The 26,465-nt window shown below is 70.8% G+C and carries 14 protein-coding genes; 8 read left to right on the top strand and 6 right to left on the bottom strand.

The features are described 5' to 3' along the window. Positions 1 to 2: 2 nt before the first annotated feature. Genes OIE51_RS04785 through OIE51_RS04775 form a run of 3 tightly spaced genes read right to left on the bottom strand, consistent with a single transcriptional unit; the run spans position 3 to position 11,676 of the window. Positions 3 to 317, bottom strand: coding sequence for an acyl carrier protein (locus OIE51_RS04785; RefSeq protein WP_442811864.1), 315 nt, complete (start codon positions 315 to 317; stop codon positions 3 to 5). Next, complete coding sequence (locus OIE51_RS04780; RefSeq protein ID WP_326595759.1) at positions 314 to 4,897, bottom strand: polyketide synthase; 4,584 nt, start codon at positions 4,895 to 4,897, stop codon at positions 314 to 316. Before OIE51_RS04780 ends, OIE51_RS04785 begins: the two co-directional genes overlap by 4 nt. Continuing rightward, positions 4,894 to 11,676: an SDR family NAD(P)-dependent oxidoreductase gene (locus OIE51_RS04775; protein WP_326595757.1), complete on the bottom strand. Its 6,783-nt coding sequence runs from the start codon at positions 11,674 to 11,676 to the stop codon at positions 4,894 to 4,896. The genes OIE51_RS04780 and OIE51_RS04775 overlap by 4 nt, the downstream gene beginning before the upstream one ends. A gap of 226 nt (positions 11,677 to 11,902) precedes the next feature. Between OIE51_RS04775 and OIE51_RS04770 the strand changes: the two genes are divergently transcribed. Next, positions 11,903 to 12,616, top strand: coding sequence for a DUF5819 family protein (locus OIE51_RS04770; protein ID WP_326595755.1), 714 nt, complete (start codon positions 11,903 to 11,905; stop codon positions 12,614 to 12,616). After that, positions 12,613 to 13,833, top strand: coding sequence for an HTTM domain-containing protein (locus OIE51_RS04765; RefSeq protein WP_326595753.1), 1,221 nt, complete (start codon positions 12,613 to 12,615; stop codon positions 13,831 to 13,833). Before OIE51_RS04770 ends, OIE51_RS04765 begins: the two co-directional genes overlap by 4 nt. A gap of 209 nt (positions 13,834 to 14,042) precedes the next feature. Here OIE51_RS04765 and OIE51_RS04760 read toward each other — a convergent pair whose 3' ends face one another. Beyond that, complete coding sequence (locus OIE51_RS04760; protein WP_326595752.1) at positions 14,043 to 15,278, bottom strand: DUF6801 domain-containing protein; 1,236 nt, start codon at positions 15,276 to 15,278, stop codon at positions 14,043 to 14,045. A gap of 537 nt (positions 15,279 to 15,815) precedes the next feature. On the opposite strand from OIE51_RS04760, the gene OIE51_RS04755 reads away from it, so the two are divergent. Both OIE51_RS04755 and OIE51_RS04750 read left to right on the top strand, forming a co-directional pair. Beyond that, a complete protein-coding gene (locus OIE51_RS04755) occupies positions 15,816 to 17,291 on the top strand; it encodes a DUF6801 domain-containing protein (protein ID WP_326595750.1) in 1,476 nt (491 codons plus the stop codon). 416 nt (positions 17,292 to 17,707) lie between these two features. After that, positions 17,708 to 19,768, top strand: a complete 2,061-nt coding sequence (locus OIE51_RS04750) for a DUF6801 domain-containing protein (RefSeq protein ID WP_326595749.1) — start codon at positions 17,708 to 17,710, stop codon at positions 19,766 to 19,768. Positions 19,769 to 19,925: 157 nt separating this feature from the next. On the opposite strand, the gene OIE51_RS04745 is transcribed toward OIE51_RS04750, so the two are convergent. Further along, a complete protein-coding gene (locus OIE51_RS04745; RefSeq protein ID WP_326595747.1) occupies positions 19,926 to 20,468 on the bottom strand; it encodes a hypothetical protein in 543 nt (180 codons plus the stop codon). Between the two features lie 136 nt (positions 20,469 to 20,604). Beyond that, positions 20,605 to 21,879: a helix-turn-helix domain-containing protein gene (locus OIE51_RS04740; RefSeq protein WP_326595746.1), complete on the bottom strand. Its 1,275-nt coding sequence runs from the start codon at positions 21,877 to 21,879 to the stop codon at positions 20,605 to 20,607. A 456-nt stretch (positions 21,880 to 22,335) separates the two neighbouring features. On the opposite strand from OIE51_RS04740, the gene OIE51_RS04735 reads away from it, so the two are divergent. From OIE51_RS04735 to OIE51_RS04720, 4 genes are all read left to right on the top strand, one after another. Then, the gene (locus tag OIE51_RS04735) at positions 22,336 to 23,766 is read left to right on the top strand and encodes a DUF6801 domain-containing protein (RefSeq protein ID WP_326595745.1); all 1,431 of its coding nucleotides are present in this window, start codon (positions 22,336 to 22,338) and stop codon (positions 23,764 to 23,766) included. Between the two features lie 19 nt (positions 23,767 to 23,785). Next, entirely contained in the window at positions 23,786 to 24,772 is a 987-nt protein-coding gene (locus OIE51_RS04730) for an ABC transporter ATP-binding protein (protein WP_326595743.1), read from the top strand. Continuing rightward, entirely contained in the window at positions 24,763 to 25,572 is an 810-nt protein-coding gene (locus OIE51_RS04725) for an MlaE family ABC transporter permease (protein ID WP_326595741.1), read from the top strand. Before OIE51_RS04730 ends, OIE51_RS04725 begins: the two co-directional genes overlap by 10 nt. 80 nt (positions 25,573 to 25,652) lie before the next feature. Continuing rightward, a complete protein-coding gene (locus OIE51_RS04720; RefSeq protein ID WP_326600493.1) occupies positions 25,653 to 26,465 on the top strand; it encodes an MlaE family ABC transporter permease in 813 nt (270 codons plus the stop codon).

Here is a 26,465-nt window from a genome sequence, read left to right as displayed (position 1 = left end):
GCTCAGCTCTCCTCAACGGCGCGGAGGCTGGCCACCACGTAGTCGACGAGCCGGCCCACGGTCAGGCTGATGATCTCGTCCAGCTCCATCTCGGCGACGAAGGCGGCGAAGTTGACCCGGTCGCCGTAGTGCGCCTCCAGGCTCTCGGACAGCGACACCATGTCGATGCTCTCCAGCTCCAGGTCGTCGCCGAACCGGGTGTCCATGTCGATCTCCAGCTCGGCCAGGTCCTCCCCGCCCAGAATGTCCCTGATCATCTCGGCCACGGTCGCCAGAACGGTGTCCTGGGCGGCTTCGGCGGGCTGTGCAACGCTCACTGGCTGGTCTCCTCGTTGTTCGGCGCGGTCCACGCGACGATGTAGATTTTCGCCCCGTCGCCGCTCGCCGGATCCGTGGTCACGGGATCCGCACTGTTCGGGTCGGTGTTCGCAGGATCCACCACGCGGGCGCAGCGCACCCGGTGACGGCGCGGGCCGACCGCGACGGTCAGCTCGTCGGCGTCGGCCGCCACCACGGCGAAGTCACGTGGCCGCCCCCGGAATCCGGTGCCCTCGGCCTTGGCGGCGGCCTCCTTGGCCGCCCAGAACCGAGTGAACCACTCCGCCGCCGACCGCCCGTCGGCGGCCCGGACGGCTTCGAGCAGCGCGCGCTCCTCGTCGCCGAGCGCGACCGCCACGGCCCGCTCGACATCGGCGGTGATCTCCTCGACGTCGATCCCGACGCCAGTCCCGGAGGCGGTCCCCACGCCGGTTCCGACGTCGGTCCCCACGCCGGTCCCGGAGGCGGGGCGGACGAGGGCGACCGCCACATCGCCGCGGTGGGCGAGCGACAGGTCCAGCGCGGGCAGCTTCCGGCCGTGCGCGCCGGTGGCGTACGGGCGGCCCGCCGCGTCGTTGGCGATCCGGATCTCGGCCGGGAAGACGGCGCCCTCGCCGCGCTCCCACAGCCAGTTCCGCACCGCGTCCTTGGCGGCGATCCGGCCCAGCAGCCACTGACGGCGGCCACGCGGCGGGCGCCGCGCGTACTCCTCGCGCTCCTCGTGGCCGAGCTGGGTGCGCATGAGCAGATCGCGCGAGGCCAGGTCGGGCGCCTGTTCGCGCATCATGTACCAGCCGCCCGGCCGCGCCACGGACAGCCCTCGGCGCTCGGGATAGCCGCCCGTCCGGCGGGCGTCGGGGCCGGCGAAACGGCGGTCCTTCCAGTCGGTGATCTCCGCCCAGACCCGGCCGCCGACGGTGAGCTGCGCGTCCATGTCGAGGCCGGTCTCGGTGACCGAGGTGACCCGGATGTGGCACTCGACCGCCGTGCCGGGCGGCGGCTCGGAGCCGAAGAAACGCACCCGGCCCATCTGGATGGGGAAGAGAATGTTCCGGCCGGGCTGGGTGGTGAGGAGCCAGTAGCCGATGAGCTGGCCGACGTTGTCGAGCAGCGAGCCGGGCGCGGGCGGGGCGGCGATGACGCCGCGCACGTGCTTCTCGCCGAGGGAGATCGGATACGTCAGGCCCTGGAACGCCGGCCCGTGGAACAGCCAGCGGTCGCCGTAGATCTCCTCCGGGGTGTGCTCGCCGAGCCATTCGCCCGCCGGGTCGAACGGCCAGGGCGCGGGCCGGTCGGGCGCGTAGTCGGGGGCCAGCTCGACCTGCGCCCGCGCGTACGGCCCGAAGGCGACCGCCAGCCGGCCGTCCTCGCGGGGCGTGGCGGTCACGTCGACCGTCACCTCGGGGATGGCGTCGGCCCACTGCTCGCACCGGACGTCGTACACGGCGACGGCCCGCGTGCCGGGGACCGCCAGCTCGGCGGCGTCCATCATGTGCCGCATGAGCGTGGTGGCCGGCACGACCGGCCGCCGGTCGGAGTCGTCCGGCCAGCCGGGCCGCTGCGGGAAGAAGCAGTGGTCCAGCAGATACGGCATGGTGCGGGTGGACACCACCAGCGGCATGGTGAACGGCGCGGCCGGCGGCGATGCCGGTGCGGGCGCCTGGGCGGGCGGCGCCGGGGGAGCGGCCACGGCCGCCGCCGGGTCGCGGGCCGCGATCACGGCCGCCGCCGCCGTCGCCGTCTCCGCGAGCAGGGCACCCAGCTCGGCCGCCACGGGGAACCGCGCGGCCAGCCCGTTCAGCGAGCCCAACTCGGGCGCCGCGACGGCCGACGGCCCCCGCACCGCGCCCCGCAGGTCGGCGCCCAGCGCGTCCCGCTCGCCGGGCTCCAGGGAGATCAGCGGCGCGCCCAGCGTCAGGCGCGTCGCGGGCCGGACCGGGGTCTCCCGCTTCGCCCGGGGCGGGGTGAGCACGGTGTCGTCGACGGCGGCGCCCTCCGTCCACAGCGCGGTGGCCACCCGGCGGAGCTGGGCCAGGCCGCCCCGGTGCGGGGAGTTGGCCGAGACCGTCAGATGGTCCTGGCCGTCCAGCGTGTCGTCGATCAGCGAGCCGACCTGGCCGGTGCCGACCTGGATGAACGCGCGGAAGCCCGCCGCGTACATGGCCTGGACGGTGGGCCGGAAGCGGACCGGCTCCAGCAGGTGCCGGATGAACAGCCGCCGCACCTCCGCGTGCTCGTCCGGGAACGGCGCCGCGATGGTGGCGGACCAGACGGGCACGGTCGGGGCGTGCAGCTCGAACCGCTCGGCGCCTTCGGCGAGCGGCCCGAGGTAGGGGGCGAGCATCGGCGTGTGGAAACCGGACATGAACGGCAGCACCCGGCCCAGCACCCGCCGCTCGCGGAACCACCGCACCAGCTCCTCGACGGCCTCGCGCGGGCCGCACACCATCGACTGGCGGGGCGAGTTGTCGTGCGAGAGGACGATGTCGTCGCGGCCCGCGATCGCCTCGGTGACCTTGTCCGCCGAGCAGCCGAGCGCGGCGAAGACCACGCCCGGGACGTTGAAGGAGTCCGGGTCGAACGCGGCCAGCACCTCGTCCGACTGCTCGCGGGAGTGCAGTCCGCCGGCGACCATCGCGGTCCACTCGCCGACGCTGTGCCCGGCCACCGCGTCCGGCACCACGCCCATCCGGCGCAGCGCGGCGTCCAGCAGCCGGCCGATACCGATCACGCCCAGGCCCTGCCGGGCGGTGTCGCCGGCGTCGGCCTCGGTACGGCCCGGCATGGGCAGGCCGAACCGCTCCGCCACCTCGTCCAGCCCGCGCGGCTCGAACTCCGCCTCCAGACCGGGGAAGACGAACGCCAGCCGTCCGGCGCCCGGCCCGGCCAGCAGCGGCGTGGCGCTGAACCAGACGTCGTCGCGGCCCCGCCAGGCCCGGCCCTTGGCGACCACGCGGCGGGCCAGCGCCAGCCGCTTCGCGGTGGGCTCCACGATGCCGAGCCGGCCGCCGACGGGGGCGTCCGGCGCGGGGGCCGCGCCGGCCAGGGCGCGCAGGTCTGCGTCGTCGGCGTCCAGCAGCGTCGCCAGCTCGGCCGGGCTCCCGGCGGCCAGCCGCAGCACCCGCTCGGGCTCGCGTACGGCGCCCGGCACCGCGCGACCGCGCGAGCGGCGCGGCGCGGGGTCGGGCGCGGCCTGTTCGATGACGACGTGCGCGTTGATCCCGCCGAAGCCGAAGGCGTTGACGGCGGCCCGGCGCAGCTCGCCCTCCCACGGCTGGGCCGTGGCCACCGGACGGAACCGGGTCCGCGCCAGCGTGGGGTGCGGGTCGTCGCAGTGCAGCGTCGGCAGCAGCGTCGCCCGGTGCACGGCCAGCGCCGCCTTGATCAGCCCGGCCGCGCCGGCCGCGGGCATGGTGTGCCCGATCATCGACTTCACCGACCCGATCACCGGGCCCTCGCCGTCGCTGGGCGCCCCGGGCGGGCCGAACACCTCGGCCAGCGTGGTGAGCTCGGCCGTGTCCCCGGCCGGGGTGCCCGTGCCGTGGGCCTCCAGCAGCCCGAGCACGCCCGGCTCGCGCGGGTCCAGCCCGGCCGCCGCCCACGCCTGCCGGACCGCCCGGGTCTGGCCGCCCGGGTCCGGGCTGACCAGCCCGCCGGCCCGGCCGTCCCCGGCCACGCCGGTGCCGCGGATGACGGCGTACACGCGGTCGCCGTCCCGTTCCGCGTCCGCCAGCCGCTTCAGCACCACGATGCCGGTGCCCTCGCCGATCAGGATGCCGTCCGCGCCGGAGTGGAACGGGCGGATGCGCTGGCTCGGCGACAGCGCCTTCATCTGTGAGAACACGCTCCACAGCGTGATGTCGTGACAGTGGTGCACACCGCCCGCCAGCATCACGTCGCAGGAGCCCGAGAGCAGCTTGGCGACCGCCTGGTCCACCGCGATCAGGGACGAGGCGCAGGCCGCGTCGATGGTGTACGCCGGGCCGCGCAGATCGAGACGGTTGGCCAGCCGGGACGCGGCGAGGTTGGGCACCAGTCCGATCGCGTCCTCCGGCCGTTCCGGCCCGAGCCGGGCGGCGAACGCCTCCCGCACCCGGGCGAGCTGGTCCGCGCCCAGCTCCGGCAGCAGCTCCCCGAGGGTGCGGGTGAGCTGATGGGCCGTGCGCAGCCGCTGGTCGAGCCGGACCTGACCGGCGTTGAGGTAGCCGCCGCGGCCCAGCACCACGCCCACCCGGTCCCGGTCGGGCAGCCGGTCCTCGCCGCCCGCGTCGGCGATCGCGTCGGCCGCCACGGCCAGCGCGATGAGCTGGTCGGGGTCGGTCCCGGCCACCGAGGTGGGCATGATCCCGAACCGGGTCACCTCCACCTCGGCCAGGTCGTCGACGAACCCGCCCCGGCGGCAGTACACCGGGTCCGGGTAGTACGACGGGTCCCAGCGCCCGCCCGGCACCTCGGTGATGGCGTCGGTGCCGGAGATCAGGTTGCGCCAGTACGTCTCCAGGTCGGGCGCGCCGGGCAGCAGCGCCGCCATGCCGACGATCGCGATCCGGGTGTCCCGGCCGTCGTCCCCGGCGGTCACTTGTCCCACCCCTCGGCCGCCGTGTAGACGACCGCGGGAGTCTCGGGATCGCCCCACGCCAGCTCGCGCAGCAGGGCCCGCGCCCCGGCGTCGGGGGCGATCAGCCCCACGCCGCGCCGGGTGTAGTCGCGGCCCAGCTCGGGGCTGACCATCCCGGGGTGCGCGGCCGACGGCGCCCACGGACCCCAGTGCACGGTCAGCGCCCGCTGCCCGGTGCGCGCGGCCCAGGCGGCGGCGAGTCCCTCCAGCGCCTCGTTGGCCGCCGCGTAGTCGGACTGGCCCCGGTTGCCCAGGACGGCGGCGATGCTGCCGAACAGCACGGCGAATCCGGGCGCGGGGGACAGCTCGCCCACCGCGTCGAGCAACGCCCGCGCGCCGTCCACCTTGGTGGCGAAGACACGGTCGAAGGACTCGGCGGTCTTCTGCGCGATCAGCCGGTCCTCGATCACCCCAGCGGCGCAGACCACGCCGTCCAGGCGGCCGTTGCGCGTCCTGATCTCCTTGACGACCTGCGCGACGGCCTCCGCGTCCCGCAGGTCCACGGAGTGGTAACGGGCCTGGCCGCCGAGGGCGTTCAGCTCGGCGAGGGTGGCGTCGATCTCCCGCTGGGCCAGGATCAGCCCGGCCTCCCGCTCGATCTCGGCGGGCGCCAGCCCGCCGCGCCTGGCCAGCGCCCCGCGCAGCGCGGTGCGGTCGGCCGCCCGCGCGGTGTCGGCCGCCTCCGGGGCCGTCGCCTGCGGGGTGCGGCCCATCAGCTCCAGCCGGCAGCCGGCGGTCCGCGCCAGCTCCACGGCGATGTGCGCGGTGATGCCCCGCGCGCCGCCGGCCAGCACCACCACGGACTCACCGTCCAGGCCGAGCGCCGCCGCGTCGGGCACCGCGTCGGCGTCCCGCGCCAGCTCGCCCGCCAGCAGCTCGAAGCCCTGCCGCTCCGATCCGGCGCGCAGCACGGCGGGGGAACCGTCGGGCGCCGCCAGCTCGTCCAGCAGCGCCTCGGCGAGGGCCGCGGCGGGCACGGTCGCGTCCAGCGCGACCGCCCGTGCGACGGTCTTCGGGTACTCCCTGGCCACCGAGCGGAACAGGCCGTCGAACCCGGCCGCCCCCTCGGCCGCGGGCCGCGCGCACACCAGCCAGCGCGGGCCGTCCCGCAGCGCCGCCTTCACCACGGGGAAGACGGCGGGCGGCGCCACACCGCCCGGCTCGGTGAGCGGCCCGAGCAGGAACACCCCGTCGAACGGGCCGTCCTGCTCGCCCAGCGGATGTCCCGCGTCCAGCGTCTCCGGCCGGGCGCCGCGCGCGGCCAGCGCCGCCGCGAGCGCCTCGGTGACCGCGCCCCGGCCCAGCAGCGCGAAGCGGCGCCCGGCCAGGTCGGGGGCGGCGGACGCCCCGGCCGACAGCGCCACCCGGCGCTGCACGAGCCGCTTGGGCGGCTCGCCCGCGAGCGCGGCGTCGTCCGCCGCGCCGCCGTGGTGTCCCTCGCCGACGGCCGGGAGCGTTCCACCGGCCTCCGGCGAGGGCGTCTTCGCCGAGCCGCGCGCCGACAGCCAGTCGGCGATGGCGGCCGCGGTCCTGGCCCCGGAGAGCTCCTCCACCTCGTCGTCGCTCAGCGAGAACGAGGCCGAGCCGCCCAGCCGCACGGCGAGTTCGCCGGCGATCTCGGTGCGCTTGATCGAGTCGATGCTGAGGTCGGCCTCCAGATCGAGGCCCGGCTCCAGCATGTCCACCGGGTAGCCGGTGCGGTCGCTGATGACGTCGAGCACCGTGCCGAGCACGTCGCGCGGCATCTCGGCGGCCGGTTCGGCCGCGGCCGGGGCCGGCTCGGCGGGCACGGCCGGCGGAGCGGCGGCGATCGCCTGTGCCGGCTGGGCGTAGGGCACGGCCTGGAGCGTCAGGGGCGCCGCCGGGGCGGGCACCACACCACCGAAGTACGACAGCAGCACGTCGCGCTGGGCCGCGATCATCTCCCGGCTGGTGGTGAGGAACTCGGTGATCAGGGCGTCCCGGTTCGGCTGGGCGGCGGGCGCCGGCGCCGCGGCCACCCGCCGCGCCGGGCGCAGCCCGCCGGCCAGCGCCTCGCCGTCCGCCGTGCGGACCAGATGGCCGTCCACGGTCCAGCCGGCCGGCTTGGCCGCCGCGGCTCGCTCGGCCGCCACCGCGTCGCCCCGGCCCTGGAACAGCCAGCCGGTGCGCACCGGCAGGCCCGCGACGGCCAGCCGGGCCAGGGCCTCCAGCAGGCCGCGCAGCCCGGCGTCGGGACGCGGCTCGGTCGCCACCGTCAGGTGCGGGCGGTCGCCGAGGATCTTGCGCACCAGGCCGCTCAGCACCGAGCCGGGTCCGGCCTCGACGAAGACCCTGGCGCCGGCCGCGTACATGGCCTCGATCTGCTCCACGAAGCGCACCGGCGCGCCCAGTTGGGCGGCGAGCTCGGATCGGATGCCGTCCGGCTCGGCCGGGTAGACGATGGCGGTGCGGTTGGCCCATACCGGGAACTCCGGGACGCGCAGCTGCCGTTCGGCCAGCGCCTCGGCGAACCGGGCGCCCGCGGCGGCGACCAGGGGGCTGTGGAACGCGCAGGCCACCGGCAGCCGCTGGGGCCGCAGTCCGGTCTCGCGCAGCCGCTCGACGGCCTCGCCCACGGCCTCGGTCCCGCCGGAGATCACGGTCTGCCGGGGCGCGTTGCGGTTGGCCGTCACCACCCGGTCGGCCAGCCCGGCCTCGCGCAGGACACGTTCGACGTCCTCGGCCGGTGCCGCGACGGCGGCCATGGTGCCCGGGTCGTTCCCCACCGAGGCGAGGATCGAGTCGGCCCGCTCGGCACTCAGGCCGACCAGCGTCTCGGGCGAGAAGACGCCCGCCGCGCACAGCGCGACCAGCTCGCCGTAGGAGTGCCCGGCCGCCATGTCGGGCCGGACGCCCGCGCGGGCCAGCAGGTCGAACGCGGCCAGCCCGGCCATGCCGAGCACCGGCTGCGCCACCCGGGTGTCCGTGACCGCGGCGCGCTGCCGCTCCGCCGTCTCGGGGTCGAACGAGGCGGGCGGGAACAGCGCGTCGGCGTAGGCGGCGGCGCCGCCGTGCCGCAGGTGGCGCTGGAGGTCGGGGAAGGCGAGGAACAGGTCGGCCAGCATGCCGGGCCGCTGGCTGCCCTGGCCGGGGAAGAGAAACGCCACATGACCCTCGGGTCCGGCGGCGGCCGGCTCGGCGAGGAAGACCCCGGCGGCCGGATCGTGGCCCCCGGCCAGCGCCTTGCGCAGCGATGTCGCCAGCTCGTCGGTGTCGGCGGCGACGACCGCGAGGCGCACCAGCCCCTGCGCGGTGTCGGAGCGGCGGGCGGCGGCCCGGGCCAGCTCGCGCAGCGGCTGCCGGCGGGCGCCGCCGTCGAGGGAGGTCAGCAGCCGCTCGGCCTCCCGCACGGCGGCGGCGTGGTCCGCGCCCCGGAAGGTGAACAGCTCGGCGGGCCACACCTCCCGGCCGTGCGATGGCGGCGGCGCGTCGTAGCCGCCGAGCACCACGTGGAAGTTGGTCCCGCCGAAGCCGAACGCGCTGACGCCGGCGATCCGTTCGGCGGTGGGCGTGGCCCAGGGACGGGCGGAGGTGTGGAAGACGAAGGGGCTCTCGTCGGCCTTCCAGGCGGGGTTGGGCCGGTTCAGGTTGCCGGTGGGCGGGAGCGCGCCGGTGTGCAGGGCCAGCGCGGCCTTGATCAGCCCGGCCAGACCGGCCGCGCACTTGGTGTGCCCGATCTGGGACTTCACCGAGCCGAGCGCGCAGCTCGCCGGCGCGGCACCGGACTCGGTGAACACCTCGGTGAGGATGGACAGCTCGGTGCGGTCGCCGACCACGGTGCCGGTGCCGTGCGCCTCGACGAGGCCGACGTCGGCGGGGGAGACGCCCGCGTTGTGGTAGGCGCGCTCCAGGGCCGCGCGCTGGCCCTCGGGCCGGGGGGCCGTCAGGCCGCGCGCGCGGCCGTCGCTGGAGGCGCCGACGCCCTTGATGACGGCGTAGACGCGGTCCCCGTCCCGCTCGGCGTCGGCCAGCCGCTTCAGCGCCACGCAGGCGATGCCCTCGCCCAGCGCGATGCCGTCGGCGTCCGCGTCGAAGGTCCGGGACCGGCCGGTGGGCGACAGGGCGCCGACGGAGGCGAACAGCAGATAGTCGTTGACGCTGTTGTGCAGGTCGGCGCCGCCGCACAGCACGAGGTCGCTCGACCCGGCGGCCAGCTCCTTGCAGGCCGCGTCCAGCGCCGCCAGCGAGGAGGCGCAGGCGGCGTCCACGGTGTAGTTGGCCCCGCCGAGGTCGAGACGGTTGGCGATGCGGCCCGCGATGACGTTGGACAGCATGCCGGGGAACGAGTCCTCGGTGAGCGTCGGAAGCTGCTCGGACAGGCCGGGCGGCATGCCGTCGAGGTAGGCCGGCAGGACCGCGCGCAGCGTGGCGGCCTGGGACAGGTCGCTGCCCGCCTCGGCGCCGAAGATCACCGAGGTGCGGGAGCGGTCGAACGGCCGGTCGTCGTACCCGGCGTCGGTCAGCGTGCGGCGCGCGGCCTCCAGCGCGAGGAGCTGCACCGGCTCGATGCTGCGCAGCGTGGCGGGCGGGATGCCGTACGACAGCGGGTCGAACGGGATGCGCGGCAGGAACCCGCCCCACTTCGACGGCGTGGTGGCGTCCGCGCGCTCCGCCGAGTAGTACACCTCCGGGTCCCAGCGCTCGGCCGGCACCTCGGTGACCGCGTCGTGGCCGGAGAGCACGTTCGTCCAGAACTCGCCGAGGTCGGCGGCGTCGGGGAACATGCAGGCCATGCCGACGATGGCGACATCCAGCGGCTCGGGCGCCGGCTCGGGCTCGGGCGCCGCGGTCAGGCCGAGCCGCTCGCGCACCAGCGCCGCGCTGCCGGCCAGGAAGTCCGCCGCGGCCGGGCCGACCGAGCGGTGCAGCTCCCCGACGGAGGTCAGCCGCGACCGCAGCACGGCCACCTCGCCGGCCATGAACATGCCCGCGTCGAGCTGGCGCTCCTCGCCGGTGGCCCGCAGCTCGTCGCCCACCCGCTCGATGCCCTTGCTGGCGATGCGCAGCCGGCCCAGGTTCAGCTTCTCCAGCTCCTGCCACGCCTCCCGGTCCGGCAGGCCCTCGGCGCGCAGCCGCTCCCGGGCCGTGGTGAACTCCTCGGTGAACGGGCTGCTCACGCAGCGCGTGGCGTGCCCGGGAGCGGTCTCCAGCAGGTCCGTGGCCTCGGCCGAGATCACCTGCCGCTGGAAGACCTCACCGATCGCGCCGCAGCTCACGGCCTGCTCGGTGAACAGGTAGGCGGTGCCCATCAGCACGCCGATCGCCGCGCCCCGCGCCGTCAACGGCGCGGCGAGCGCGGCGATCATCGCGGAGGAGCGTTCGTCGTGGATCCCGCCCGCGAACAGCAGCTCCAGCGTGGCGGCCGTTCCGTCGCCGTCCGCCGCCTCCGCCAGGAACCGCTCGATGACGGCGACCTGCGCCTCCCACAGCGAGAAGCTGCTCAGCGGCCCGACATGGCCGCCGCACTCGGATCCCTCGAAGACGAACCGGCGCACCCCGGCGTCCAGGAACTGCTTGAGCAGCCCCGGCGTCGGCACGTGCAGGAACGCCCTGATCCCGGCCTGCTCCAGCGCGGCGGCCTGAGCCGGGCGCCCGCCCGCGATGATCGCGTGCGTCGGCCGCCGTTCCAGGACCTCCGCGATCTGCGCCGTCCGCAGCTCCTCGTCCGCGAAGCCGAGCAGGCCCACTCCCCAGGACCGCTCGCCCAGCGCCGCCCGCGTCTCGGTCAGCAGCGCCCGGGTCTGCTCGCCGGTCGCCAAGGCGAGGGCCAGCATGGGCAGGCCGCCCTCGCGCGCCACCTCGGCGGCGAACCGCGGCTGGTCGCTGACGCGCGTCATCGGGCCCTGCACCACCGGCAGCTCAGTGCGCAGCGCGCGGCTCATCGGGGAGCCGGGGCGCAGCGCCGCCGCCGGGGCGTCGTCGGTGAACGTCTCCTCGACGGCCGTCCGCACCGCGCGGACCGCGCGGGCCACGTTGCCCCAGCTCTCCGCGAACCGGCGGGCCTGCCAGGCGTCCTGGCCGACCGGCAGCGGCTCCGTCTGCCCCTCCTGGACATCGCGGCGCCGCAGCACCCGGACGCCGTCCACGACGATGGTCTCGGTGCCGTCCATCCGGCGGATCGCCGCGGCCGTGTCCTCCGGGAGCTGCGACTCCGCCAGAAGTGAGAGTTGTGTGTCGAGCACCACGCCGGCCGCGCCGCCGGCCACCGCCGCGGCGGCCGTGCGCGGCCCGATCCCGCCGGCGGCCCAGACCGGCACGCCGAGCCCGGGGTCGGCGAGAAGCCGTTGCAGCAGCACAAACGTGCTCAGGGAGCCGATCCTGCCCCCACTCTCACTGCCGCGCGCGATGAGCCCGTGCGCCCCCGCCGAAACAGCCCGCACCGCCTCCTCCGCACTCGTCACCTCGGCCAGCACCCGCCAGTCTTCCGGCAGGTCACGTGGCCGCCAGGGGGCGCCCGCGCTCAGCACCACCGTGAGCCCGGACACGCCGTCCAGCTCCTCGGGCCCGAGGGCGCAGCCGGCTGAAACCCGGACACCGAATGGCCCCCGCACCCATTCGCGAATGCGTGCGAGCGCTTCCAGCGTCCGCCGGTCACCGGCACCCAGATCAAGAATTCCCAGCCCGCCGGCCCGGCACACCGCGGCCGTCAGCCGCGCATCAGGTTTCCCGAACGGACTGACGCCGATGACAATATGGTGATTGTGTGAATCGGGCGACATGGCACTCCAAGTGCATGCGGGGGGGATTTCAAAAACGGGAAACTACTCGTCGGTATCAGACTGGGTCAAGGAGCTTTCAACACCCGATTTTTTTTGTCATGCGAATGAGCAGTGCGTTCGAGGCGCTTGTCACTCGTGGCCAAGCGTCCCGCAGCAGGGGAGTTGCCGCAGGTGGGCCGGGCGTATGGTGCCGGGACTTCGTACGGACATGGGAGAGCCGCATAGCATGGAACCGTCCGAGGCCGCAGCGCCTAACGCATCCACGCGCACCGGGCCCCCCGGGTTCGGCGCGCTCTCACTGCCGGGCCGTGCCGCCGTTACGATCGCCGCACTGGTAATCGTGCTGGCGGGAGTCTGGCATCTGGGAAATGCCTTTTTCTACGTCGCGCCGGCGAACACCGTCAAGGACGAGTACGGCGAGACGATCCGTGATTACATGACCCCGGAATTCTCCCGGAACTGGCAGCTGTTCGCGCCCAATCCACCGACCACTAATACGCATGTGGAGGTGCGCGCGGAGTTCCGCCGGGAGGACGGCACCCTGGATACGACCGTGTGGGTCGACATGACGGGGCAGGACATGGACGCCGTCGAGCACAGCCTCCTGCCGGGCACGGCCCCGCAGACCCAGCTCCGCCGTATCTGGACCTCCTACCTCAACACCCACGACGACGAGGGCAACGCCCAGTCGGAGAGCGGGCTGCTGGCGGAGAGCTATCTGCACCGCATCGCGCTGCGCCGGCTCACCGACGAAGTGGACCTGCGCGATGTCGAACGTATCCAGGTCCGCGGCGTCACCACCTCCATCCAGCCGCCGGCGTGGACCGGAGAGACCGTCAGCGGCCTCAAGCGCTACCGGGAGCTGGAATGGTGGCACGTCAGGCGCTCGGACTTCCCCGACGACGTGAGAGACGACCTGCCCGACGAGGAGGCATCGTGAGCGCCACCGCCGCCGACCGCGACAGCCGACTGCTGCGCCCCTGGCTGGAACTGGCTGCCAGCCGGGCGTTCGGTCCCTATCAGACCGCCGTCGTCAGGATCGGCGTCTCCTTCACCTTCCTGCTCTATCTGCTCCGCGAGATTCCCGAACGCCATGTGCTCTACGGTCCCGACGGCCCCTGGGGCCTGGACCTCGCGGAGCGGGCGCTGGCCATGTCGCACGCCTTCACCGTCCTGATGTGGAACGACTCCGACCTGTGGTTCGAGTTCGTCTACGCGCTGGGCATAGCCTCCTGCGTCGCCATGCTCGTCGGCTGGCGGACCCGGACGGCCACCGTACTCGTCATGGTGATGATCGTGTCGTTCCAGGCGCGCAACCAGCACCTCATCGGCGGCGGCGACAACATCCTGCGGCTCGCGGCGATCTATCTGGTGCTCACCCGGTGCGGACAGGTCTGGTCGCTGGACGCCCGCCGCCTGACGCGGGTGAAGGGGAAGGCGACGGCGAAGGACGGATCCAGGGACATCGACCGGGTCGGCATCGCCCTGTGGCTGATATCCGGCGCCGCCCTCGCCGCGGCCACCGCCACCGGCGACCTCGACGGCCGCGGCTGGACCTTGGGGCTGTGGGGCATGTGGGCCCTGCACGGCCTGTGGTGGGCCCTGAACCGCCGCGGTGGCGTCAGCGAACCGCGCGCCATCGCCGACATGGTGGCCAACCTCCTCCACAACGCCGCCCTGCTGATTCTGATGGCCGAGGTCTGCCTCATCTATGCCACGGCCGGCTGGTACAAGATCCAGGGCTCCCTCTGGCAGGAGGGCACCGCCGTCTACTACTCGATGCGGCTGGACTACTTCTCGCCCTGGCCCGAGATTTCGGAACGGCTGGCGAGCAACAGCCTCATGGTGCTCCTGATGACCTACGGCACGGTGATGGTGCAGGTCGCCTTCCCGTTCAGCCTGCTCAACCGCCGGCTGAAGAACGTGCTGCTCGTCGCGCTCATCGGTGAGCACATCGCGATCGGGATCCTGCTGGCGCTGCCGTTCTTCTCCATGGCGATGATCGCCGCCGACATCGTCTTCCTGCCGACCGCCTTCCTGCTGGCCGTCGACGGCCGGGTCCGTGGTCTCTTCCGCCGCATCCCGCCGCCGCGGGCGGGGGCCGAGCGGGAGACCGCGCAGGCGGAGGCAGCGCCGCCGGAGCGGCAGCCCGCCTAGGAGCGCGCGCGAGCGCTGCCGGCGCTCCTCGCGTCCGTGTCATGCCGAAGACCTCCGTGCGGTGGATCCGTCCGTCAGCACCGCGCGGAGGTCTTCTCGTCCGCCCGGCCGGGGTCCGGAACCGAGGCGACGCCCGCACCACGCGGACGGGCCCGGAGCTGAATCGCTCCGGGCCCGCCGTCCTGCTCAGGTGCTGTGCGAGGTGTCGGTCAGGACGCCTCGGCGGTGCGCCGGCCCATCAGCCGGGGCAGGACGCGGAAGGCCGCGCCACCCGCCAGCATCGTCGCCGCGCCGATGATCATCAGCGGGGTGTTGTCCGACGAACCGGTCTGCGCGAGACCGCCGCCGCCCCCGAGGCTGCTGCCGCCGGAGCTTCCGCCGAGCTGCGTGCCTGACACGCCACCGGTGGTGGTGGTGCCGCCGTCCGTGGTGCCGCCGTCCGTGGTGCCGCCGTCCGTCGTGGTCCCGTCCGTCGTGGTCCCGTCAGGGTCCGTGGCGTCCGGGTCGGTGACATCGGGGTCGGTCACGTCGGGGTCGGTGACGTCCGGGTCGGTGACATCGGGGTCGGTCACGTCGGGGTCGGTGACGTCCGGGTCGGTGACATCGGGGTCGGTGACATCGGGGTCGGTGACGTCCGGGTCGGTGACGTCCGGGTCGGTGACATCGGGGTCGGTGACATCGGGGTCGGTGACGTCCGGGTCGGTGACATCGGGGTCGGTGACATCGGGGTCGGTGACGTCCGGGTCGGTGACGTCCGGGTCGGTGACATCGGGGTCAGTGACGTCCGGGTCGGTCACGTCGGGGTCCGTGCTGGAACCGTCGGTGACCTCGAACTCGGCCAGGACGTTGTCCTGTCCTTCCACCACGGTGCAGGCCGAATTGAACGTCTTCAGGCCGGTCGGCGAGCCGTCGGCCTTCCGCGGGGTGAGGGTCAGCGCCAGGTTGCCGACCGTGATCTCGCCGTGGCCGGGCTCCGTGAAGCTGATCTCAGGCGCGTCACCGGAGGCGGTGATGTCGAACTCCGTGTACGGCGGCGCCGGCGGGATATCCTGCTTCGGGATCTCGATCGGCACCTCAAGAGGCAGGTCGATGCCGCCCGGAGCCGCGATGTTCGCCTCAGCCACGGCGCTGCCCTCGATGGTGGTGGAAGCCACCGTCTTCAGGCCCTGATGCGTCTTGGCGTTCACCGTGGTGATCGCCTCGATCGCGATCGGCGGCGTCATCTCGTTGACCGCGATGCTGCTGGGGATGTCCGAGCTGATGTCCACGCTGATCGGCTGGGTACCGATCAGGGGGAACGGACACGTGTACTCCAGCGTCAGAGAAACCGGCTCCGCCGAGGCCGTGTCCATACCGGCGACGACCATGAACCCGCCGGCGGCGACAGTGGACGCGGCCAGAGCCGCGGTGACCCTGGACCTTCCCGATTTCTTATGAGTTGCCATCTAGAGCCCTTCAATCTTCGCCGAATTGACACGAGTGTGATTCCGTTTCCCCCGCATATCCTCATGTGGTGCATCCCACTCGGTCATTTTCGTTTCGAACCGGTAAACTACTCACCGGTATCCAGTGGGGTCAAGGGTTGTGACCCCTCCTCGGAGATTTGTCATCCGAGTGAGTAAGACGTTTCCGAAAGTTGTCACCCGGCGCCGAATCCTCCGAGTCGGGATGCCGGATCGCATGCAGGCGTGGCACGTTGGCCTCCTGTGATGAAGCGGGGTGTGGCGTTGCTCACCCGACCACAAGAAAAGGGCCTGCTCACGATGGTTCGGGGAGATTGCTGTGACACACCTTGACCGCCGAAATACTGGGAAGTAGTTTACGGCCCGGAAACGTGGTCGGATCGGTTTATCCGAGCGATTACGTGCTCAGTAGGCGATCCGTTCTCAGCGAAGCGAGCGGCATCACTCGGTGTCTCTCTCTCGCTACACGAGAGGTAGCTCATGGGAGCTCAGACGAGGAAATCACGAAGGATTAAGGCGGTGTCGGCTCTGGCCGCCTCCGCCCTTGTTGGGGGTGGGCTCATCGCCTTGGCCGGGAACTCCGCATCCGCGGACCCGGCGTCCCTGACGCTGAACTACACGTGTCCGTTCCCCCTGATCGGTACGCAGCCGATCAGTGTGGACATCAGCACGGATATTCCCGGCACCATCGAGGTCAACGAGATGACCCCGCCGATCGAGATCGAGGCGATCACTACGGTGAACGCCAAGACTCATCAGGGTCTGAAGACGGTGGCCTCCACCACGATCGAGGGTAGTGCTATCGCCTACTCGAACATCGCGGCCCCTGGTTTCGATCTGCCTCTTGAGGTGCCGATCGAGATCCCGAAGCAGAACATCCCGCCGGCTCCGCCCTACACGGAGTTCGACATCACCGCCAATGGCAGCGCTCCTGAGATCAGCTTCAGCGAGCCCGGCCACGGCGAGATCACGGTCGGCGACCTGCTGCTGACCCTCACCCCGCGGAAGGCCGACGGCACGCCGACCGGCCTGAAGACCTTCGAATCCGCCTGCACCGTGGTGGAAGGACAGGACAACGTCCTGGCCGAGTTCGAGGTCGTCCCCGAGGGTGGCGGCAGCACTGACGTGACGGACCCGGATGTCACGGACCCTGACGTGACGGACCCGGATGTCACGGACCCGGATGTCACGGACCCGGATGTCACGGACCCGGATGTCACGGACCCTGACGTGACGGACCCGGATGTCACGGACCCTGACGTGACGGACCCGGATGTCACGGACCCGGATGTCACGGACCCTGACGTGACGGACCCCGATGTCACGGACCCTGACGTGACGGACCCCGATGTCACGGACCCGGATGTCACGGACCCTGACGTGACGGACCCCGATGTCACGGACCCGGATGTCACGGACCCTGACGTGACGGACCCGGATGTCACGGACCCCGACGCCACGGACCCCGATGGCGGTCCCGGCGACCTGATCGAGTACGGCTACAACCTGGCCGGTACCTCGCACATCGGTACGGCTAACGGCGATGTGCCGATCAGCGGTGACCTGGATGCTCTGTTCGACCTGGAGTCCGGCGAGTACGAGGGCGAGCTGAACCTGGCCCCGACTTCCGGCAGCTTCAGCATCCTGGGCTTCCTGCCCGCGACCTCGGATATCGACTTCGAGCAGGTCGGTCCCACCACCGGCACGCTCCAGGAGGGTGTGCTGACCTCCAGCTCGACGATGAACATCCTGCTCCCGTCGATAAGCCTCTTCGGCATCCCGATCGGTGGCGGCGAGACCTGCAAGACGGTCGAGCCTTCCGTGATCGACCTGCAGTCGACCGGGGAGTTCTTCGACCCGCTGGAGGGTGGCGAGATCGCGGGCACCTACGCCCTGTCCGCCGTCCAGGACTGTGGTCCGCTCACCGGCTTCATCAGCCCCTTCATGGCCGGTCCGAACAACACGCTGTCGATCAACCTGACGCCGAAGTCCTAATCGATTCGGATCAGCTTGAATTAGCAGCCGCCCAAAAGTAACTGACCCCCGCCGCGAACCGCGGCGGGGGTCAGTTACTTTGAGGTCAGGCATCCTACGCCCTTCGTGAGTCGCCGGAGCGCCGCTGAACGGGGAGCTCACATAGCTGCGCGTTCAAGACGGGCTGAGCCGGCGGTCAAAGCGTGAAGAATTTGTAGGCGCGGCGTGATAAAAAGTCGGCATGCATCTTGACCGCTATGCAACCGAGCAGTAACTTACTGCCCGAGGGTGCAGTCTGGTCGGTTTATTCCGAGTGATTATGAGCTCGGTTGGTCGTTCTCAGCGAAGCGAGCGGCATCATCTGGTGTCTCTCTCGCATATAACCGAGAGGTACCTCAATGGGAACTCATAAGAGAAAAGTGAGAAGAATAAAGGCGGTGTCGGCTCTGGCCGCCTCCGCCCTTGTTGGGGGTGGGCTCATCGCCTTGGCCGGGAACTCCGCATCCGCGGACCCGGCGTCCCTGACGCTGAACTACACGTGTCCGTTCCCCCTGATCGGTACGCAGCCGATCAGTGTGGACATCAGCACGGATATTCCCGGCACCATCGAGGTCAACGAGATGACCCCGCCGATCGAGATCGAGGCGATCACTACGGTGAACGCCAAGACTCATCAGGGTCTGAAGACGGTGGCCTCCACCACGATCGAGGGTAGTGCTATCGCCTACTCGAACATCGCGGCCCCTGGTTTCGATCTGCCTCTTGAGGTGCCGATCGAGATCCCGAAGCAGAACATCCCGCCGGCTCCGCCCTACACGGAGTTCGACATCACCGCTTTTGGCAGCGCTCCTGAGATCAGCTTCAGCGAGCCCGGCCACGGCGAGATCACGGTTGGCGACCTGCTGCTGACCCTCACCCCGCGGAAGGCCGACGGCACGCCGACCGGCCTGAAGACCTTCAATTCCGCCTGCACCCTGGTGGCGGGTCAGGACACCGTCCTGGCCGAGTTCGAGGTCGTCCCCGTGGGTTCGACCGATGGTGGCACTGACGGTGGCACCGATGGTGGCACTGACGGCGGCACCGATGGTTCCACTGATGGTGGGACGGACGGTTCGACCGATGGTGGGACCGATGGTTCCACCGATGGTGGCACTGACGGCGGCACCGATGGTTCCACTGATGGTGGGACGGACGGTTCGACCGATGGTGGGACCGATGGTTCCACCGATGGTGGCACTGACGGCGGCACCGATGGTTCCACTGATGGTGGGACGGACGGTTCGACCGATGGTGGGACGGACGGTTCCACTGATGGTGGGACCGATGGTTCGACCGATGGTGGGACGGACGGTTCGACCGATGGTGGGACCGATGGTTCGACCGATGGTGGGACCGATGGTTCGACCGATGGTGGGACGGACGGTTCGACCGATGGTGGGACGGACGGTTCCACTGATGGTGGGACCGATGGTTCGACCGATGGTGGGACGGACGGTTCCACTGATGGTGGGACCGATGGTTCGACCGATGGTGGGACGGACGGTTCGACCGATGGTGGGACCGATGGTTCGACCGATGGTGGGACGGACGGTTCGACCGATGGTGGGACCGATGGTTCGACCGATGGTGGGACGGACGGTTCGACCGATGGTGGGACCGATGGTTCGACCGATGGTGGGACCGATGGTTCCACTGATGGTGGGACGGACGGTTCGACCGATGGTGGGACCGATGGTTCCACTGATGGTGGGACGGACGGTTCGACCGATGGTTCGACCGATGGTTCCACTGACGGCGGCACCGATGGTTCCACCGATGGTTCCACCGATGGTGGCACCGATGGTTCCACCGATGGTTCCACCGATGGTTCCACCGATGGTGGCACCGATGGTTCCACCGATGGTGGCACCGATGGTTCCACTGACGGCGGCACCGATGGTGGCACCGATGGTTCCACCGATGGCTCCACTGACGGCGGTGGGGGCGATCCGATCGAGTACGGCTACAACCTGCGGGGCACGTCGCACATCGGAGCCGCCAATGGCGATGTCCCGATCCGGGGTAGCCTCGACGCTCTGTTCGACCTGGAATCGGGTCAGTTCGAGGCCGAGCTGGAACTGGCCAACTCCGTTGGCCGCTTCAGGATCCTGGGCTTCCTGCCGGTCACTGCCGACATCGCGTACGAGCAGGTGGGCCTGACCACTGGTTCGCTGGTGGACGGCCAGCTCAACTCCAGCTCGACCGTGGATGTCTTCCTCCCGAAGGTGAAGCTGCTCGGCTTCCCGATCGGTGGCGGTGCCGACTGCCACACGGTCCAGCCCTCGGTGATCGACCTGCAGTCGACGGACGAGTTCTTCGACCCGCTGGCCGGTGGTGAGCTCGCGGGCACCTACGCCCTCTCCGCCGTCGAGGACTGTGGTCCGCTCACCGGCTTCATCAGCCCCTTCATGGCCGGTCCGAACAACACGCTGTCGATCGACCTGACGCCGAAGTCCTAATTGATTCGGATCAGTTTGAATTAGCAGTCGCCCAAAAGTAACCGGCCCCCGCCGTGATCCGCGGTGGGGGCCGGTTATCGTTCGCATCCGTCAACGGCCGGGAAAGACAACCGGCCCCCGCCGCGATCTGCGGTGGGGGCCTGCTGCTGTGGTCGGATCAGGCTCGCTGACAGTTTTCCGCCTCATCGAGTGCGGCCTCGATATCCGGGTTGTTGCGGAAAGTGTCCTCGGGGCCACCGTAAGCCTGGAGCTCCGTCATGCTCTCGCCGGCCTCCGTGATGGCCGCTTCCAGACTGGCGGGGTCCTCGCTGACCTCGGCCTCCTCCAGCGAGGCGGTCGCCGAGGCGACGGCCTCCCTGGCATCGTTGAGCTGCGTCATCGCGGCGTCGTACGACTCCTGCCCGTTCATCACCGGAGGCGGCCCGTCGCTCTCGATGCCCTGGGCGAGGACATCAAGTTGCTCCGACAGGCTGTCGAGGAACCCAACATAGTCATCCCTGGTCTGCTGGGGATCGGTGGAGCCGGTTTCAGGAAGGTTCAGAGCCTCCGAACCTTCCTGAATGTGACCACAGAAGCTTTCGGCCCACTCAAGGGCCTCCGAATCGACGGACGATTCGTCATCGCTATCCGAGCCGCAGCCGACCAGCGTCATCCCGGCCACCGACAGCAGCGTCAGACCGGTAATCAGACGTCGCACCATATTCCTCTCCTTCGTGAATTGGTGAGCGCTGGATGACGCTACTTACCCACGAGTTCGAGGACAAGGTTCCGTCACCGGAATCGCGGCACTCAGTCGCCGTTTGTCATCCGGTGACAAAGACCGGTGCCGGCAGTTGTCAGCCGTAGGTGCGGCTCAACGACCGGTCCTGGGCGGGCCGGAGCTGTCGCGCCAGGGGCAGGACGGTGGCCTTCTCCCGCAGCCGCAGGGCCCGCAGCACGGACTCCGTGGCGAACCGCTGGTCCGGATCGCTCAGCCGCCTGGAGCCGAAGATCCGCTCCAGGTTGCGCATCCGGTACCGGACCGTCTGCGGGTGCAGGTGGAGCAAGTCGGCCATCTCGACCGCGTTGCCCCGGGTGGTGTGCCAGGCCCGCAGCGTCTCGATGAGACGCTCCCGCTGGGTCTCGGTCAGCTCGGCCAGCGGCGCGAGCTGCCGGCGGGCGAGCTGTTCCGTCAGGGCCGGGTCCGCCAGTAGCCAGAGGGTCACGAGGTGTTCCTCGCACGGAATGAGGGGGCCGGCCTCGATGATGCCGGTCTCGGCCAGCTGCAGGGCCTGGCGGGCCCAGCGCAGCGAGTCACCGGCGTCGTCGAGCGGCACGGTGAGCCCGATGACCGCGCGGGTGCTGGAGAGCGCGGTCTCCAGTGTGGCGTGGCGCAGGTCGTCCATCGGCCCCGGAATCAGCAGGTGCGGCTGCGGGTCGGTCAGGTCGACGAGCGCGTCCGCGTCCAACTCCTCGCGCATGAGCTGCGGGTCGGGCGCCAGGGCGACGAGGGTGACCTCGTCGGGCAGCGGCCAGCCCGTGCGCTCGGCGAGCTCGGTGACCTTCGCCCGGGGAGCCGCGGGGCCGGCGAGCACCAGCCGCAGCAGGCGTCGGCGTTCGTTCTCCATCTGCTCGTTCAGCTCGGTCTGCGCCTTGATGGCCACATACCCTTCGCGCGAGACCTCCACCAGCTCGTCCATGTACGCGAACAGGGCGTCCGCGAAGGACAGCATGAGGCTGGGGGACAGGCTGTACCGCTTGCCGATCCGCTTCGCGCGGCGCAGGGCGACCCGGGCTCCGATCTGGAACGACGCCCGCAGGGTGTCCAGGGAGTGGCCCGAGAGCGCCTCGCAGCGGCCGAGCCTTCTGCACATCTCGTCGCGGCGCGCGGTCGAGGCCGCGGGATCGTTCACCTGCTCCACGAATGTGATGAGAATTTGCTCAACACAGGCTTGGATGGCCCTACCGTAGGGACCGTTCAGGAACTTGGTGTGCTCGGGTATGGCTCGTCGGATCTCCTCGCCTATCTCCCGGATGAGGCTCGGGAGCTCTGGCCGCATGATCGTCGCGAGCTCTTTGGGAATCGGACCCAGTGGCTCGAACACCTCTGGCTTTGTCGCGCTGGTAGTCATATCTCGCCCCTCACTCCGCCCAGGCGGACCCCGACAGCCGGATGGCCTGCGGCGATCCGGTCGACGGCGTCCGCGGATCGTCTTTGATCGCGGCCGGTGGCTCCGCCGCGTCAACGTCCATAGGCGCGCCGTAGCTCGCAGCAACATAGACCACGTTGGGGCCATAGCGCAGTAGTTAGGACATGCCGAACTACGTTCAACCTTCTGCGCGCGGTGTCAACCCGTCGGACGGAACATGCTCACCCGCCGATGAGGCGCCCCGGACCCCTGCTCAGTAGGACGACAAGACAAATCTGCGGCTTGAAAGTCTTCGGTGGATTCTTGTTGAGGACCATTGCGCTGGAGGTTACCCGTACGTAACGTCCCATCCGCGAGTTGCCGTCGGAGCCAATCGCCCCGGTCGGAGAGCTCGTTCGTATATTTCACGTCCGAGTCGCTCGTCGCCGAGGAGCAAAGATGCAGGGTGCGGTCAACCGACGTCGAGCGGTGCGTTTCGCCGCTGTCGCCGGGGTTGGTGCCCTGGTGATCGGCTTCTTCCAGGCCCAGGGCTCGGCCAGCGACGACCAGGACGTGAACAGGACGGTCGTCTATCAGTGCGGGTTCTCCGCGGGCAGCCGGGCGGTCGAGGTTGGCTTCGCCGGCGTCTTCCCCGTGGCCGGCGAGGCCGGCCGCCCGTTCGCCCCCGGTGACATGACCGCACGGGTGACGCTGCCGCAGGACGTGGCCGGGGAGCTGCTGGCTCCCGGCGCCGAGACCTTCGGCAGCGAGGCGACACTCACCACGCCCGTCTCGCAGAACGGCGGAGCCACGTCGGCCCAGTGGCCGGCTCTGAGCGCGGAGCAGGCCGCTGTGCCGGCCGCCGGCGAGGATCTTTCGCTGACCTACCAGGGGACCGGCCCCGAGATCACCCCGGCCGTGGCCGGCGACGTGACCTTCTCGGCCGGCGACTTGGTCCTCACCTTCCAGGCCGACGGCGCCGAGTCCCCCTCGCGCGTCGAGTGCGCCCCCGCCCCGGAGCTGGCGGAGGAGGAGCTCACGCTCGCCACCGTCGAGGTCTCCGGCGGCGAGGACGCGGAGGCGACAGAAGAAGAGGAATCGGCCCCCGAGGTCGAGGGCCAGGCACGCGAGGGCGCCGAGAACCCCGAGGCGGAGGCCCCGGCGGACGAGGTCCGCCCGCTGGCGGCGGACTGTCCCGACATCCCGCCGTCGACGCCGATGGACTTCAGCATGCTCCCCAGGGGCGTCCCGGATCCGGCGCCCGGTGACTACCTGGACGGCTCGACCGGCTGCACCTACGCGGTAGGGTTCGCCGACGTCACCAAGCAGAACGGTGCGACGATCGTCAACGATCCGTCGGGGAACCCCCGTCCGGGCAGCGTCCTGGCCGGCCGGGCGGTCTGGAGCGGGGACGACTTCCTCGCCCAGGCGTCGCTGGTCCAGCTCGACTTCCCGCCGGCGCGTTCCACGTTCCTCAGCTTCGGCTTCGCCCCCGTGACGGCGACCGTCGCCTTCGACGCCGACCCGGCGACGGTCATCACGGTCGACAACGCCGACGGGTCAAGGACCACCGTCAGGTATTTTCAGACGCTCCACGTCTCCGATGTCGAGGTCAACGGGGTGCCGCTCGACGTCGGACCGAACTGCCGCTCGGTCCGCCCGATGGACACGCTCCTGACGGGTGGCTCCAGCTACCAGGTGCTCGACGGTGGCCCGCTCAACGGAGAGGTCGAGATTCCCCCCTTCACCGGCTGCGGCTCGCACGGTGAAGATTTCGACCCGCTCCTGACCGCCACGATCTCCGGTCCGGGCAACGCCATCAAATTCAACCAAGGTGCGGTGTGCGACCCGTGTACGGAAGCCAACATTCCGAGTCTGCCCGAGCACTGATTCATCCCCGGGAGGTGTGATGGGTACTGAAGTCATCATCGAAGGTCTGACCAAGTCCTTCGGAAAGCAGAACATCTGGGAAGACGTGACGCTGACACTGCCTGCCGGCGAGGTGAGCGTCATGCTCGGCCCGTCCGGCACCGGCAAGACCGTCTTCCTGAAGTCCCTGGTCGGCCTCCTGCGACCGGAGCGCGGGCGCGTGCTCGTCGATGGCGTGGACATGGTCAACAGCCCGGTCAAGGACGTCTTCGAGGCCCGCAAGAAGTTCGGCCTGATGTTCCAGGACGGCGCGCTGTTCGGGTCGATGACCCTTTTCGACAACATCGCTTTCCCGCTCCGCGAGCACACGAAGAAGAAGGAATCCGAGATCCGCACCATCGTCATGGAGCGGATGGAGATGGTCGGTCTCGGCAACGCCGACCGGAAGCTCCCCGGCGAGATATCCGGCGGTATGCGCAAGCGCGCCGGCCTGGCCCGCGCGCTGGTGCTCGACCCCGAGATCATCCTGTGCGACGAGCCGGACTCCGGCCTCGACCCGGTGCGCACGTCGTACCTGTCGCAGCTCCTGATCGATCTCAACGCGCAGATCGACGCCACGATGCTGATCGTCACGCACAACCTCGAAATCGCGAACACCGTGCCGGACAACATGGGCATGCTCTTCCGCCGCAGGCTCGTCACCTTCGGCCCCCGCGAGCTGCTGCTCACCAGCACCGAGCCCGTCGTCGCCCAGTTCCTCAGCGGCAGCCGCGCCGGCCCCATCGGGATGGCCGAGGAGAAGGACGCCGCCACCATCGCCATGGAGACCCGCAACGGCCTCACCGCGATCCGGCCCGAGCAGATGCGGACCGTCGTGCCGCAGCTGGAGCCCACCCCGGGCCTGCCGCCCCGGATGGCCGTGCTGCGCCGCAAGAAGCGCGTCATGGGCATGCTCAACCAGATGCCCGACGCCGCCCGCCGGGCCGTCGAGGAGAACCTGCTGCCCAGCGGAGGACAGTGGCAGTGACCGCCCCTCCTGTGAAGGCGCCCAGGCAGCCGCTGCCAGGTCTCGGACTGCTGCGGCAGGCCGGCGACATGTTCATCCTGGCGCTGTCCGTCCTGAGGCTCATGTTCAAACGGCCCTTCCAGGTCCGGGAGTTCGTCGAGCAGTTCTGGTTCATCGCGAGCGTGACGATCCTGCCGGCGTGTCTGGTCGCCATTCCGTTCGGCGCCGTCGTCGCGCTGCAGGTCGGTTCGCTCACCGAGCAGTTCGGCGCCCAGTCGTTCACCGGTGGTGCCAGCGTCCTCGCCGTGCTCCAGCAGGCCAGCCCGCTCATCGTGGCCCTGCTGGTGTCCGGCGTGGCCGGCTCGGCGATCTGCGCCGACCTCGGCTCCCGGAAGATCCGCGAAGAACTGGACGCGATGGAGGTCATGGGCGTCTCGCCCGTGCAGCGCCTCATCGTCCCGCGCGTGCTGGCCACCGTCCTCGTCGCCGTGCTTCTCAACGGTCTGGTGTCGGTGGTCGGTACGGTCGGCGGCTACTTCTTCAACGTGATCCTCCAGGAGGGCACGCCGGGCGCCTACGTGTCGAGCTTCAACTCGCTCGCCCAGCTCCCCGACATCTACGTCAGCGAGCTGAAAGCCGTCATCTTCGGTTTCGTCGCCGGGATCGTCGCCGCCCACCGCGGCCTCAACCCGAGCGGCGGCCCGAAGGGCGTCGGCGAAGTGGTGAACCAGTCCGTCGTCATCTCCTTCACACTGCTGTTCGGGATCAACCTCATCATGACCGCCATCTACCTGCAGATCGTCCCGCCGAAGGGAGGCTGACCGTGGCACTGCTGGACAAGGACCAGGACACCGCGGAGCTGCCGCCCACCGGCGGCGGATCCGGCCGCCCGCCGCGCCGGATCCGCGCGGACCGGCTCTTCTCCTGGCTGGAAAAGCCCGGCGACCAGCTCATCTTCTACGTGCGTGCCATCCTGTGGATGCCGCGTGCCCTGCGCCGTTACTTCAAGGAGGTTCAGCGCCTCCTCGCCGAAGTCGCGTTCGGCACCGGTGGCCTGAGCGTCATCGGTGGCACCATCGGGGTCATGGTCGCTCTGACACTTGCCACCGGCATGGTCGTCGGCCTCCAGGGCTACGCCGCCCTGAACCAGATCGGCACCGAGGCCCTCACCGGCTTCGTCTCCGCGTACTTCAACACCCGCGAGATCGCGCCGCTGGTCGCCGGACTCTGTCTGTCCTCCACGATCGGCGCCGGCTTCACCGCCCAGCTCGGTGCCATGCGCATCAACGAGGAGATCGACGCGCTGGAGAGCATGGGCGTGCGCAGCATGCCCTATCTCGTCAGCACCCGCCTCGTGGCCGGCGTCTTCGCCATCGTCCCGCTGTACGCCATCGGGCTCCTCAGCTCCTACTTGGCGTCCCGCACGATCACCATCATCTCGGCCGGACAGTCCACGGGCACCTACGACCACTACTTCAATCTGTTCCTGTCGCCCACGGACGTGCTGCTGTCCTTCATGAAGGTCATCCTGTTCAGCGTGCTGGTCATCCTGGCGCACTGCTACTACGGCTTCAACGCCTCCGGCGGCCCGGCCGGCGTCGGCGTCGCGGTGGGCCGCTCGGTCCGTACCGCGATCGTGCTGATCGGCATCACCGACTTCTTCCTCAGCCTCGCCGTGTGGGGCACGACGACGACCGTGCGGGTGACCGGATGA

The organism is Streptomyces sp. NBC_01803, assembly GCF_035917415.1.
Classification (GTDB): Bacteria; Actinomycetota; Actinomycetes; order Streptomycetales; family Streptomycetaceae; genus Streptomyces.
This window is presented reverse-complemented; position numbering and strand designations above follow the sequence as displayed.